13 protein-coding genes are annotated in these 13441 nt (G+C 40.7%); 2 read left to right on the top strand and 11 right to left on the bottom strand.

Annotated elements, in window-relative coordinates; all coding sequences use genetic code 11:
• Positions 1-84 precede the first annotated feature (84 nt).
• The 5 genes from KPY62_RS12715 to uvrB all read right to left on the bottom strand — a co-directional run bounded on the left by KPY62_RS12715 (position 85) and on the right by uvrB (position 5929).
• Positions 85-465 (bottom strand): hypothetical protein, encoded by a 381-nt coding sequence (locus KPY62_RS12715; RefSeq protein WP_228730693.1) that lies wholly within the window; start codon positions 463-465, stop codon positions 85-87.
• A gap of 234 nt (positions 466-699) precedes the next feature.
• Positions 700-1752, bottom strand: coding sequence for a histidinol-phosphate transaminase (locus tag KPY62_RS12710; RefSeq protein WP_324033926.1), 1053 nt, complete (start codon positions 1750-1752; stop codon positions 700-702).
• 264 nt (positions 1753-2016) lie between these two features.
• A complete protein-coding gene (locus KPY62_RS12705; protein ID WP_324033925.1) occupies positions 2017-3069 on the bottom strand; it encodes a histidinol-phosphate transaminase in 1053 nt (350 codons plus the stop codon).
• A 153-nt stretch (positions 3070-3222) separates the two neighbouring features.
• Entirely contained in the window at positions 3223-3708 is a 486-nt protein-coding gene (locus KPY62_RS12700; RefSeq protein ID WP_216582777.1) for a hypothetical protein, read from the bottom strand.
• Positions 3709-3814: 106 nt separating this feature from the next.
• Positions 3815-5929 (bottom strand): excinuclease ABC subunit UvrB, encoded by a 2115-nt coding sequence (gene uvrB, locus KPY62_RS12695; RefSeq protein ID WP_216582775.1) that lies wholly within the window; start codon positions 5927-5929, stop codon positions 3815-3817.
• A gap of 310 nt (positions 5930-6239) precedes the next feature.
• Between uvrB and KPY62_RS12690 the strand changes: the two genes are divergently transcribed.
• Together KPY62_RS12690 and dps are read left to right on the top strand one after the other, a co-directional pair.
• On the top strand, positions 6240-6659 hold the full coding sequence (locus KPY62_RS12690) for a GFA family protein (protein WP_216582773.1): 420 nt from the start codon (positions 6240-6242) through the stop codon (positions 6657-6659).
• A gap of 396 nt (positions 6660-7055) precedes the next feature.
• Complete coding sequence (dps, locus tag KPY62_RS12685) at positions 7056-7538, top strand: DNA starvation/stationary phase protection protein Dps (RefSeq protein ID WP_216582771.1); 483 nt, start codon at positions 7056-7058, stop codon at positions 7536-7538.
• 133 nt (positions 7539-7671) lie between these two features.
• Here the strand turns inward: dps and KPY62_RS12680 are convergent, their stop codons facing one another.
• From KPY62_RS12680 to KPY62_RS12655, 6 genes are all read right to left on the bottom strand, one after another.
• Positions 7672-8244, bottom strand: coding sequence for a DUF2059 domain-containing protein (locus KPY62_RS12680; protein WP_216582769.1), 573 nt, complete (start codon positions 8242-8244; stop codon positions 7672-7674).
• Positions 8245-8335: 91 nt separating this feature from the next.
• Positions 8336-9088, bottom strand: a complete 753-nt coding sequence (locus KPY62_RS12675; protein WP_216582767.1) for a DUF2059 domain-containing protein — start codon at positions 9086-9088, stop codon at positions 8336-8338.
• A 91-nt stretch (positions 9089-9179) separates the two neighbouring features.
• Entirely contained in the window at positions 9180-10310 is a 1131-nt protein-coding gene (locus KPY62_RS12670; protein WP_216582765.1) for a cation diffusion facilitator family transporter, read from the bottom strand.
• A gap of 299 nt (positions 10311-10609) precedes the next feature.
• The gene (locus tag KPY62_RS12665) at positions 10610-11161 is read right to left on the bottom strand and encodes an acyl-CoA thioesterase (protein WP_216582763.1); all 552 of its coding nucleotides are present in this window, start codon (positions 11159-11161) and stop codon (positions 10610-10612) included.
• Positions 11162-11543: 382 nt separating this feature from the next.
• On the bottom strand, positions 11544-11954 hold the full coding sequence (locus tag KPY62_RS12660; RefSeq protein WP_216582761.1) for a DUF2177 family protein: 411 nt from the start codon (positions 11952-11954) through the stop codon (positions 11544-11546).
• A 31-nt stretch (positions 11955-11985) separates the two neighbouring features.
• A complete protein-coding gene (locus tag KPY62_RS12655; RefSeq protein ID WP_216582759.1) occupies positions 11986-13404 on the bottom strand; it encodes an SAM-dependent methyltransferase in 1419 nt (472 codons plus the stop codon).
• Positions 13405-13441 lie beyond the last annotated feature (37 nt).

Below are 13441 nucleotides of genomic sequence, written 5' to 3'. Positions count from 1 at the left end.
GGCTGCGTTAATTATAACGCAGCCTTTTTTATGATTAAAACTATGGCTTTACTAACTATAAAAAAGCTATCTTAAGCCGATAATCTAATACTTATCTGCTTCTGTGATAACAGCTTGGCTACCTAAGGCAGCCGCCATTGGCAATATTTTACTCATACGAAAATACTTAGAATGACTTTTAAGAATATCATTGACACCATCGACCAAATCTTCGATAACATCGTCATAAATACCATGATGCAATTCAGTATCGAAAGCGGTAAAAGGATGCTTACGAGCGGCTGCTCTTACATCAGTAATTCCATCTTTAGTGTAAAAGATATTAACACTGCCATCACTATTGAGCACACAGCTTAGATCACCTTGATCAATAACCATGTCTATACGTTCAGGCTTAAAAATATAGTCATCGACATCAAGTAATTGTTTCTCTATACCTTTTTTAAATAACGAGGCAACGTCCATTATAGTTATATCCTTATAGTTCAAAATTTAATAGGTTAAATAAGGTCTGATACTTTAAATCAGTTTTAATTAGCACTCATTTACGTCATGAGAGAGTCTGTTATATAGTATTTGAAAGTCTATTATTTTTTAACAGCTAATATGTAAAACTACGTTTATGCTTAGTAAAATATGGCCTGTAGGCTAATGTTGATAGAAATTATTTGTCCTTTGCTAATAGCAGAAAACTTCCAATCAAACCCAGCCTTTTTTACGAAATGACTTTAGCACTTCGATAAATACTTCCATCTCCTCAGGTATGCCAAGCGTCAAGCGATTAAAACCTTTAACAGGAGGAAACTCGCGACCAACCTTGATACCATTTTCTCGCATTCTATCGATATAGGTTTTCAAATCCCCTTTTATTTCATGAAAGATAAAGTTGGCCTGTGAAGGTAAGTAGCGAAGTCCAAGCTCATCCAGTGCGCTTTCAATCATCTGGCGCGATTGATTGGTAGTGCGCAAACTTAGCGCTAAAAACTCTGCATCATTTAACGTTGCAATAGCGGCAATCGCACCTGACAAGTTGGTGTTATCCATCGACATGAAGGCTTCAACATCTTCAATAGCTTGCGGGTTGGAAATCGCATAGCCGACTCGCATACCGGCTAAAGCATATAGCTTTGAGAAAGTATGAATGACAATAAGGTTATCTGACAACTGTTGTTTTACCCACTCAATCCCACTCTCAAAACTTGGGTCTGTCACGTATTCTAAGTAAGCTTGGTCCAATAGAAAGTAGTGGTTATCTGGTGCATTACTTACCCAATCTTTCAGCTTTGCCGTTGATGTAATTGTCCCTGTTGGATTATTAGGGTTGCAAAGATAAAGCAAACTAATCCCGTCAAAATCGTTGGCAGCTTTTTGCAGTCTTTGCAGGTCTAAATCATAATTTTCGGCCGTTAATGGTATTTTGACTACAGGTGCGCCAATAGAGTCTGCATACATTTCTGCGCAATCAAACGTTGGCACAGGAATCACCATTTGAAACTTTCTGCCCTCTTCCAACGCTCTATGTTGCAGCATTTGTAAGATAGCTCGAATATTTTCAGTGGAGCCATTCCCTAGTGAGATCTGATTCTCTGCCACGCCATGGAGAGTAGCAATTTTGCTAATGAGAGCAGCGCTTGGATTATCTGGATACCGAAAACCTGAACCTAAAGAATCTGTAACGGCTCGTTTAGCAGAATCTGCCATGCCTAGTGAGTTTTCATTAGCATTTAGCTCTATGGGATTATTCGTATGCACAATATATGATCCGCCTAATTTGTTATTGGTTTATGAGCTTAACAATATTATTTGATATCATATTAAGCAGCATTTGGTATGAATACAAGTGTTGTATTACCTAAAAATTAGTTATTAATCCTAGAAAGTAAAAACTCATATTTTTCAATTACTTACTAGGCTATAAAAAAGGCGAGCTACAAATATGCAACTCACCTTTGTTAAGTTCTCTTGGCCTTTTTTAACCAGTCAGTCTTTTAAGACAGCCAATTTCTAAAGTAATAATTAAACCCAGCCCTTTTGCCGAAAAGATTGTAATACTTTGACGAATACTTGCATCTCATCAGGAGTGCCAAGTGTCAGGCGGCTGTAGCCAGTAATAGGCAAAAACTCTCGCCCCACTAAGATACCGTTTTCTCTCATTCTATCTATATAGGTTTTTACATCGCCTTTAATTTCATGGAAAATAAAATTGGCTTGTGAAGGCAAATAACGCAGACCTAGCTTCTCTAGCTCAGTCTCAATAATTTGACGCGATTGATTGGTAACCTGCAAACTTAGCTGTAAGAAAGCTTGGTCCTCTAACGTTGCTAACACTGCGACCGCACCGGCTAAATTAGTATTGTCCAACGACACAAATGAGCTGATGGCGGCCGTAGTTTGTACATTGGCAATAGCGTAGCCTATACGCATACCTGCTAGTGCACATAGTTTTGAGAAGGTACGGACTACGATAATATTGTCGGATAGCCCTTGCTTAACCCACTCGATAGCGCTCTCAAAACTTGGGTCAGTAATATATTCTGAGTAAGCTTCATCTAATAAAAAATAGTGATTATCAGGGGCATTCTTCACCCAAGCTTTTAACTCTGCTGTTGCAGTGATAGTGGCGGTTGGATTATTAGGATTGCAAAGATAAAATAGACTAATACCTTCAAATTCTTCGGCAGCTTGTTGTAGATTGTGAAAATCTAATTGGTAATCATCAGCAGTCAGCTGCACTTTTACTACGGCTACTCCTATAGATTCTGCATAGCGCTGTGCACAGTCAAAAGTTGGATCAGGCACCACAACTTGTAACTGCTGAGCTGTATTTAAGGCTTTATCTTGCAGCATATGTACTACAGTGCCAACGTTTTCGATTGAGCCATTACCCAAAGACACTTGGTCTTCTGCTACGCCATTTATCTCAGCGATTTTACTAATTAATTTAGCACGCTGATCGTCTGGATAACGAAAGCCGATATCTAAAGAGTCGATGATAGCTTGTCTGGCAGAAGCTGACATGCCTAGTGAGTTCTCATTAGAGTTTAACTCTAGTAAATGATTAGTATGCACGATGAATAATCCGTCTTAGTTTTTGGTAGGTTATGGGATTTAATTTGATTAGGAGCATTGCTGATATAAGGCTAACCTTATCGTAGGCTGACGCTTTAGGCTAGTCGTAGGGTGTGCCGCGCGCACCGAAACAAGCTGTTATAACTTACCACATCAATTCATATATTCTAAAGCAATAGTCTCAAATTCCAAAAAATGTTTGAAAGCAAACTCATGTTTCCTATTCAGTGCAAAATATTTATCTTTCATAAGCTCAGATATTTTTTTGAAGTCATAGTAAAACATTCGGACTAATTGAATTTTAGCGATTTGAAACTCCATAACAGCTTCTTTGTTTTGTGTAATTAGCTCTTTAGTATGAAACAGATAATCCTCGTTGAACTCTACTACCTTTAGCCAAATGTAATTTTGCTGTGTCGATATTTCATCTATTATTAGTCTTACCCCTCTAGGCTCGCCATGCCAATTAAAACTACTTGTTTTATCACCTCTCATTAGCTCAATTAAAGCATCAATACATTCTATAATAGGATCGTTAAAAGAGTGAGTTATCACAATCTTATACCAATCACGATTGGCATATAGCCAACAATAATTCCAACCCTGTTCTTCTAAGAAATAACTGATATTTATATTCACTGTTTTTACTCTTTTAAAATAACGAAATACAGCTGCCAAATAAATAAAGATAGCACAAAAAAGCGGGTCACTTTCGCAACCCGCCCTACTTTTCTAAACTCTAATGCTACTGTATTAAATGCGCTTTAAGCTCAAGCACTTTATCACGAGTCTTCGCCGCATCCTCAAACTTAAGATCACGGGAGAATTGCTTCATCAGCTTCTCAAGGCGATTAATCTCTTTTGCTAGCAAATCAGGGCTGCGTAAGATACTGATATCGACATCAGGCAGATTACTTTTGACCGGAATGGCTTGGTTATCATTGGCATCATGATCATCGCCAGTATCAATCTTATCTGTCACGTTACGACGTGCGCCTCTCGGGGTAATATTATGCTCAAGGTTGAAGGCAACTTGCTTTTCACGGCGACGATCAGTCTCCTCAATCGCCCGCTGCATACTATTAGTGATACGATCTGCATAGAGAATAGCTTTGCCATTGAGATGACGAGCTGCCCGACCAATAGTCTGAATTAAGGCGCGCTCAGAGCGCAAAAAGCCCTCTTTATCGGCATCAAATATCGCTACTAACGACACTTCGGGCATATCTAAACCCTCACGAAGCAAGTTGATACCGACCAGCACATCATGCACACCAGTACGCAACTCGTGGATAATCTGCGTCCGTTCAACCGTATCAATATCTGAATGTAGATAGGCGACTTTGATATCATATTCTTTTAGATAGCTGGTCAAATCCTCTGACATACGCTTAGTCAAAGTGGTAATCAGGACCCGTTCATCTTTTGCACTGCGTTTAGTAATTTCTGATAACACATCATCGACTTGCGTCAATACCGGACGGATCTCAATCTCAGGATCAATCAGACCCGTTGGGCGCACTAACTGCTCGACGATTTGCTCGCTATGCTCAAGCTCATAAACAGCAGGTGTGGCACTGACAAAGATAGTCGTCGGCTTGATACGCTCCCACTCTTCAAACTTCATCGGCCGATTGTCCATCGCACTCGGCAGACGGAAACCATAATTGACCAAGTTCTCTTTACGTGATCTATCGCCTTTATACATCGCCCCTACTTGCGATACAGTCACATGCGACTCATCGAGGAACAATAAAGCATCGTCTGGAATATAATCGAACAACGTCGGCGGTGCCTCTCCGGGTGGACGACCCGATAGATGCTGTGAGTAGTTTTCGATACCGTTACAGTAGCCAAGCTGCTGAATCATCTCTAGATCGTATTGGGTACGCTCTTTGAGACGTTGCGCTTCGATTAGCTTATTGTTCTGACGGAAATACTCCAAACGTGGCTCAAGCTCAGCACGAATAGTATGACTGGCAGCCTCCAGCTTATTGCGTGGCGTCACATAATGCGATTTAGGATAGATGGTAATGCGGGGCACGCTACGCACCGTCTTACCAGTGAGCGGATCGAACCAAGATATTTTTTCCACTTCATTATCGAATAAATGCACTCGCACGGCCAATTGTTCAGACTCTGCTGGATAGATATCTAATATCTCTCCGCGCAAACGATAAGTACCGCGGCCAAAGTCCAGCTCATTACGAGTGTACTGCATCTCAACCAGACGCTTAATCATCGCTGTACGATCAATCATATCGCCAACTACGATATGCAGTAGCATTTTTAGATAACTTTCTGGATCACCAAGACCATAAATACAAGATACCGAAGCTACAATGATCGCATCACGGCGCTCTAGCAGGGCGCGCGTCGCCGATAGACGCATCTGATCGATATGATCGTTGATGGCACTGTCTTTTTCGATAAAAGTATCACTAGCCGCCACATAAGCTTCCGGCTGATAGTAATCGTAATAGCTGACGAAATACTCGACAGCATTATTAGGAAAGAACGCCTTAAATTCACCATATAACTGCGCCGCTAACGTCTTGTTATGCGCCATAATGATAGTGGGACGTTGGCACTCAGAGATGACCTTTGCCATCGTAAAGGTTTTACCAGAGCCAGTTACTCCCAGTAATAGCTGCTCTTTCATGCCACTATTAATACCTTTTACCAGCTTTTCAATCGCTTGTGGCTGATCTCCTGCTGGCTCAAAGTCGGTAACCATCTCAAAGGCACGACTCGATATTTGCGTTCCTGACGCATTAACACCAACAATTTCAGCTTCGCCTTGCAACTGAGTGGCTAATTGATTTAACTGACGCGATGAACGCGGTTCGGGCATACGCATAAGGGCTTTCTTCGTCAATAGGTTTATAACAATGTGGGGGCTAAGGCATTATTTTTAAAGGTAGTTTATAGTGTTTATGAGGATTATAAGCATATAAATACCGTACTGTTTAAAGCTTGTTAATAGTGACTAGTAAGGGCGGTTAATGCTAACTTTCAAGCGCTATTGATATTAAGATCAACGTCACTAATATTAAACAATAACTAGGCCGTGCTGCCATTGTATAGGTGCTATATTATAAAAGAAGCGCTTAAAAAGTAAGCTATATTTTAGAGGGCATTGTTATTTAATAACCACCAAGGAATACATTATGAAAGGCCATTGTTTGTGCGGTAGCATCACTGTAGAGTTAGAAGACATCAATACTTTTGAAGCTTGTCATTGTAGTATGTGCCGACGTTGGGGTAGCGGCCCCCTGATGGCTATACATAGTAATTCAGAAGTCACTTTTACCGGTCAAGAGTCGATGACCGTTTATCAATCCTCAGCTTGGGCAGAGCGCGCCTTTTGTAATAAATGTGGTACTAACTTGTATTATCATCAGCTAGGCGCTGAAGGCTATGTATTATCTTTAGGCTTATTCCAAGATCATCCGAACTTCGATTTTGCCAGTCAAATATTTGTCGATCAAAAACCATCCTACTACGAGTTCGCTAACGACACCGAAAACCTAACCCAACAGCAATTGTTTGATAAGTTCGCTGATAAAGGCATTAGACCGCAGGATTAATACCCTCATTGATAGCTAAAATTATTTATAAGTTTAGTGGTTATATATTAAGCCTTATGTATTTTAATTAACCAGCTGTTCTTAGCTGATTTTATTACCTTGATTGGCTTACTTTGATTACATAGTATCTATAAGTTGACCGTCAAATTTACAAAGCTTTTCACGGTTAACAAAGTCATTACACGACCACTAACTAACTCCTAACGCTTAGGGGTTTAATCATCGATACAAGCTGCTATTATCAGTACTGAATTAATCAATGACAACAAAGCATTCTATTACGAGCTGCTTACTGCAATTATAAAAAGTGAGCATTATCTTAGCGTCTTTGTTGAGTTAACACGACAACCTATAATAATTTAAATTCTAATAATCTAATAAATAGTGGAGCTTAAAATGAGAGAACGTTACGCAAGTGGAATAGATGACGCAACTGCAGAAAAAATGATTAACTTATTGAATGCTAACTTAGCCAACTTAATTGACTTAAGTATGGATAGCAAACAATGTCATTGGAATTTGCAAGGTAAGGGTTTTATTGGTGTGCATCAGTTACTAGATGATACTTATAGCCGTTTGACTGAAGCCTTTGATACTGTCGCTGAGCGTATTGTTATTCTAGGCGGTAAGGCCAATGGTATCTCTAAACGTGTGGTTGAAGATTCTATTTTAGAGACTTATCCTACTGATATCACTGACGTTGATCAGCATGTACGTGAACTGACTAATCGTTATAAGCAAGTTGCTAAAACTTTACGTGAAGGTATTGATGCAGCGGGTGATGCTGGTGATGAAGATACTGCTGACTTATTGACTGAAGTTAGTCGTATAGTAGATAAAGACGCTTGGTTCATCGGTGCTAATGCTCCAAAAAAATAACTTTATTTTAATGGGCGCTTATTTCATCAATAACTGACCTAGAATGAAGCGTAGACAATAAAAAAGGTTATCTTAATTGATAACCTTTTTTTGTATTTTATATAATGACTGGCCATAAAACCTACTGGCTTTACTATTTAGCAGTTAGTGCTTTAATATCTGCAGCCATACGCGGCATGATATCCTGAGTTTTTTGTATACTAGTCTTCATAATAGTAGGCATAACTTGGCTAGTTACTTTTGCTAAGTAGTCTTCCATAATAGCTGGCTGTTTGTTAATAATGCTCTGACCTATAGCGCTACTATAAAAAGTAATTTGAGCATCGACTTCTTGTTGATTGAAATGCTGCTTAGCAGAGTCAATATAAAAACCCATAATTTGTTGATTAAAGCTCTGCATGTCAAAGCTACTAGCTATCTCTTTGCTATACTTATTCACAATATTATCGAACTGCTGGCGCTGACTTTCATTCAAATCATCCTTGGGCATCGCTGCTAATAATCCCTGCATAACTTGCTCAGTCACTCTGCTTTCGCTAGTCATATCATCCATCATTTCGACCACTTTAGTGACTTTTATTAGCTTTAATAAAGAGGCTTCGGTTGGGACAGCAGCTTGTGCAGACAGCGTTGGTACTGCCATCACCGTCATCGCACTTACTGTCAATGAGAGAGCGACTGCGCTATTTCTTAGTAAGGACTTCATAGTATTTCCTTGCTTTTATATCTGACTATTATTGGCTGTTAATTCTTAGCTTAGTGCTGTTTTTAGTTAAGCACAAATTAGTTAGCACTTGCTACAGTATATCTTTAATAATCTGCTTCATTTGCGGTATTAATTGACTAAGCTGCTCTTTAGTAGCACTCATATCCATCTCATTCGACAGCGACTGTTGCAAAAATGCAGCCGTTACTTGTGGTTGCTTGGCCAAGATACTTTGGCCGACTGGGGTATCATAAAACTTAATCTGCGCATCGACTTCCGTTTGGCTATAGTGAGCTTTTGCAGCAGTGATATAAGCTTGAGTCATAGTTTCAGAATCAGTGGCCTGATCGATACCCTCGCCCATAATCTTAGTATATTGACCTAAAACTCCTTGAATCTTAGTCTGTAGTTCACGCTGACGTTTATTTAATTTATCACCAGCTGTTGATTGCTTGGCATTAGTAGTTTGGCTATTGATCACATCAATAGCCGCTTGCTGACCATTAATGATGCCGGTTATTTGCTCATCAATATGCATCACTTGCATTAGCTTAATAATAGAAGTGTCTGAGGGCAGTTGCCTATCGCTAACTTGGGGAGCATAAACTTGAGAGCCAATGTTTTGCCCTACGCTATTGATCTTTTGACTGGGCTGATCATAAACAATCAACTCAGCATAGGCTGGGGTCATAACTGCTGTGCTGGCAAAAGCCAACCCTATCGACAGTAGCGACGCTGATCTAAATACTGTTTTTGCTGATGAAAATGAAGTAGTAACAGGACTAGCGACTACTGGCGAATAATCAAGACTAAAGTCTTGTGGCTGCTGAGTTCCATGGCTCATATCACTCTCTCACTTGGATGTTTTAACTAAAATTATTTGCCTGCTTTCAAGCCAATAAACTGACTATTAGTATAAGGAATTATTTTTATCGTTACACCAGCAGTTTATCCTCTTTTGTACATAAAGGCTTAGCGTTGGGTACCGATAAGGTCAAGATCGCCTCTTGAAATAAAGGATTGGCTCGGAATTGGTTTTCTATAGTTTCAAACTTATGAGCGATGCTATCTTCATGCTGATTACCAACAAAGTTTACCGCGGCAACCATAAATATCTTCTTCGGCCCGACCCATTCTAAATGTAAATAAGAGACGCTTTCAACGTCGTCTGACTCTAATAGCTTGTCTAATACATACTGATGAATACTATCTGATACTTTGTAACCGACCAAAAAATCCCGATTACGACTGATCAAAAATATCGCCACTGCTCCTAATAATATACCAACGATAATAGAACCTAAAGCATCCCAAATTGGGCTACCAGTATAAGCGTGCATCCCCATCGCTGCTGCAGCAATCAGCAAACCAATGACTGCCGCTGAATCTTCGAAGAATACCCCACGTAAAGTAGGATTAGAAGTATCGATCACATAATCAATAGCGCTAACGTTTATCGCTGCCCCATGCTCTTTGCTCTGTCGATAAGCTTGCAGCAATGAAAACCCTTCGAGTACAAAGGCGACTGCTAAAATCACGAAAGCGACAGTGTAATTGGTCTCGGTCTCGACCGCATTCCATTCGCTAATACCAGTATAGATAGAGACAATAGAGCCGGCCATAAATACGCCAAAGGCCGCTATCATTGACCAGACATAAGACTCTTTTCCATAGCCTAGGGGATGACTAATATCGGCAGGTTTTACCGCCTTTTTTTCAGCAATAAGTAAAAACACCCCATTACCGGTATCCGCCCATGAGTGTGCCGCTTCGGCAATCATAGAAGCAGAGCCCGTTATAAAAGCGGCAAATGATTTGGCAATAGCGATCAATAAGTTGGCACCAATAGCGATCAATACGGTGATTACTGAGCCTGAATGCCGTTGCTTGTTGCTGTGCGCATCGTTGGGCGCATCGTTGGGCGCATCATTGGACATATTGTCAGCACTGCCGACGTTATCCGACTCTTTATTAGAATCAAGGCCGCCTACGCCACGAGCACTATGGGTTAGTGCTGTATTATTAGCATGCAAATGCGGGTTAGCGACTGATGGTTTTAGACTCATGCTAGACTCAATAAAGTATGGTGATAAGACGAACTAAGCTTTATAGTTGCTTTAGCCTAAAATAAGTGGCAAATTTTATCAGTAACTTTTTAGTGACTCGTAGTTGATGATGCCACTTAAGGGGTCGAGCTAGCACTGTCTATCAGCAAGCATTTATTGCTGAATGCTTATTAGTGTAAGTAGTTAACGGTGAATGCTTAGCTGAATAAGACAAGCTTACACCGCTTGGCTGTTACTAGGCTATTAACTCTCTTAAGATATTAGTGACTATAGGTTTTAGTATTAGACTTATTATTGGACTAATTACCATTTTCATGACTGATAGCTAGTTCACCAACCATACTAGAGATATCACAGCTAGGGCGACTTGAATTTTGCATGTGCAGCTGTTTACGATCTAAGGCCGCATCAAAACGACATTTTTGCATCGGATTCTTAATATCTAGTGGCGGTATAGGGGTAGGCTTACCGTTATCATCGATAGCAACCATAGTGAAATAACAGCTATTAGTATGGCGAATAGTACGCGCTCGCACATCTTCTGACTCTACCCGAATACCTACTTCCATTGAGGTTCTACCGACATAATTGACACTAGCGGCAAAAGTCACTAACTCACCTACATAGATAGGCTCACGGAACATAACTTGATCGACTGATAAGGTAACCACATAACTACCGCTATAGCGGCTGGCACAAGCATAAGCGACCTGATCAAGCATCTTTAGCAAGTCGCCCCCGTGGACATTACCAATGAAGTTAGCCATATCAGGGGTCATTAATACTGACATGTAGAGTTCGTGATTGAGTGGCGCTTTTTTGGCAGTAGATGAGGTGTTGTATTGTGGCATAGCAGTCCTTAGGGAGGTTTAGGTAGGCTCAGATGGGCGCAGTTTAGCTTGGCTTTATTAATAGCTTGCAGCTGATTGAAAACTTAGCAATTTAAACAGTTATTAATTTGACAGCTTTGCAACTTTGGCAATATTGAATAAGGCTAACCATAAACTGCTTGCCAGCAGTGCTGCTATTATCACTAAGCTTTAATTTTACTATCCGCTATAAAACCGGACTAACGTTAGCGCACACTGCATAGAAAAAGCGTAACTCAGTTCCTTGAGCTACGCTTATTTTATTTAAGAGTGTAGTAAAGAATTTCCCATCATACAACTATTTAAGCGCTGCTACCACTGCTTAGCCTGCGCTAAGGACTATATAACTATTAAAAAACACTTTTTAGTTTAACCAATTGAAGTGATAGGCCAACCATGCCACAACTGCACTGACCGTACCCGTTAAGATACCACCCCAAGCAAAGTCTACTAATGCCGTATCGAGAGTGAAGCCTTTATATAGAGCTAAGTTAGTAAAGTCGTATGTACCATAAGCCATCAGTCCAATTAAGCCGCCTAATAAGAAAATATGGCCAATAGAAGCTTGAGCCTTAATCTGAGGATATAAGATGAGGATGCACAGCGCTAGAACATAGAATAGATAGAACACACCAGCAGCCATCATATTAGGCTCATCAGCAAGCAAATGACCAATACGCTGTTCATAGAAAGCACTTTTCATCGTCGTTAACCAAACGAAATCAACGCCCAAAAAGATAGCAACCGCAGCAAGATAAATAAATAAGTAACCCATAATAATATCCTTATATGATGACAACCTAGTGTCAATTATCAGTAGCGGTTAGAGCAAAGAGATGCATAGTGTCAATATTATCAGGTTTGACCGCCGTCACTTGTACCACCCCAATCGTGCGCTCTAAAAACCCTCCTTCGCAGTAACAGAAATAAAACTCCCATAAGCGAATAAAGGCTTCATCATAGCCAAGCGCTTTGATCTCTTGACGCTGATCCATAAAGGCTGCTCGCCAATCACGCAAAGTGTAAGCATAGTCAAAGCCATAGTCATGTAATTGCTTGATGACCATATCAGTCTGTTCAGTAAACTGAGTATTCAGCTCTTGATTCGATAGTAAGCAACCACCAGGGAAGATATGAGTCTGAATAAAATCTACCGAGCCTAAGTACTCTTGATAGTTTTGATCATTAAAGGTAATCGCTTGCAATACCATCAGGCCGGTAGGCTTAAGCAACTCATTACATTTGGCAAAAAACGTAGGTAAATACTCATGCCCTACTGCCTCTATCATCTCAATACTGACTAGCTTGTCATAGTGCCCAGTCAGCTCACGATAGTCTTGCTTGAGTAGAGTCACTTTGTCCTCTAGTCCTGCTAGCTGCACCCGCCGTTGCGCTTCTTGATATTGCGCATCTGAGATAGTAGTAGTCGTTACTTTACAGCCATAGTGCTGCGCGGCATAAATTGCGAAACCGCCCCAGCCAGTACCGATCTCTATCACATGATCGTCAGCACTGAGTTGCAGCCGTTGGCATATCAATGCCAGCTTGTGCTGCTGTGCTTGAGCTAACGAGGTCTCAGGCGTCGAATATACAGCGGAGGAGTACATCATCGTACTATCTAGGAAACGCTCGTACATAGCATTGCCCAAATCATAATGGGCTAAAATATTTGACTTAGAACCTAACTCATCATTATTACGCAGCTGATGTTTAGCCCTCTCAAAAGTCCGGCTAACCCCCGCAAAGCGGCTTTCAAGCTTGTTGAGTACTGCCAAGTTACGAGCGGCTAATCTTATAAGGCCAGTCAGATCTTCAGTATCCCATTCACCATTGATATAGCTGTCCGCTAAAGCAATAGAGCCACCAAATAACAGTTGACGATAGACACTACTATCATGGATCGTCAAGGTCACCTGCAATGGATGGCGGCCAACCGTCGAGCTGTTCAAGGTAGCGACAGTATCAGTTACCGCTTGCGCCTCAGCACTACCGAAATTTTGGTTGCTAGGCACGCCTTGCTCAAAATCTTCGATGAGAGTCAAACTACCAAACTGTAGGTGCTTTAACGCCTGAAATATCGCCTTTCTAGCCAAGTAATTGACACTAAGACTTACCGGCTTCAGCATAGGCTTAAGGACAGCGCTATCATTAACGGTTTGGCTTAAACGGGCATTGAGCTTACCTAGTTTTGAAGTGGGCGTACGATTAGTAGGGCGTGCTGGCATATGACTAGTATCCTGTCTAAGTTTGGCTAGGCATTAA

Origin of the sequence: Psychrobacter sp. TAE2020, assembly GCF_018919485.1 — a bacterium.
Taxonomy (GTDB): Bacteria; Pseudomonadota; Gammaproteobacteria; order Pseudomonadales; family Moraxellaceae; genus Psychrobacter.
Note: the sequence above shows the minus strand (reverse complement) of the source record. Positions and strands in the feature narration are given on the sequence as shown.

Coding starts and splice junctions, on each gene's coding strand:
- KPY62_RS12655 (WP_216582759.1), bottom strand. CDS start 13,404: ATGCCAGCACGCCCTACTAATCGTACGCCCACTTCAAAACTAGGTAAG.
- KPY62_RS12690 (WP_216582773.1), top strand. CDS start 6,240: ATGAAAGGCCATTGTTTGTGCGGTAGCATCACTGTAGAGTTAGAAGAC.
- KPY62_RS12680 (WP_216582769.1), bottom strand. CDS start 8,244: ATGAAGTCCTTACTAAGAAATAGCGCAGTCGCTCTCTCATTGACAGTA.
- KPY62_RS12715 (WP_228730693.1), bottom strand. CDS start 465: ATGGACGTTGCCTCGTTATTTAAAAAAGGTATAGAGAAACAATTACTT.
- KPY62_RS12665 (WP_216582763.1), bottom strand. CDS start 11,161: ATGCCACAATACAACACCTCATCTACTGCCAAAAAAGCGCCACTCAAT.
- dps (WP_216582771.1), top strand. CDS start 7,056: ATGAGAGAACGTTACGCAAGTGGAATAGATGACGCAACTGCAGAAAAA.
- KPY62_RS12675 (WP_216582767.1), bottom strand. CDS start 9,088: ATGAGCCATGGAACTCAGCAGCCACAAGACTTTAGTCTTGATTATTCG.
- uvrB (WP_216582775.1), bottom strand. CDS start 5,929: ATGCGTATGCCCGAACCGCGTTCATCGCGTCAGTTAAATCAATTAGCC.
- KPY62_RS12660 (WP_216582761.1), bottom strand. CDS start 11,954: ATGGGTTACTTATTTATTTATCTTGCTGCGGTTGCTATCTTTTTGGGC.
- KPY62_RS12670 (WP_216582765.1), bottom strand. CDS start 10,310: ATGAGTCTAAAACCATCAGTCGCTAACCCGCATTTGCATGCTAATAAT.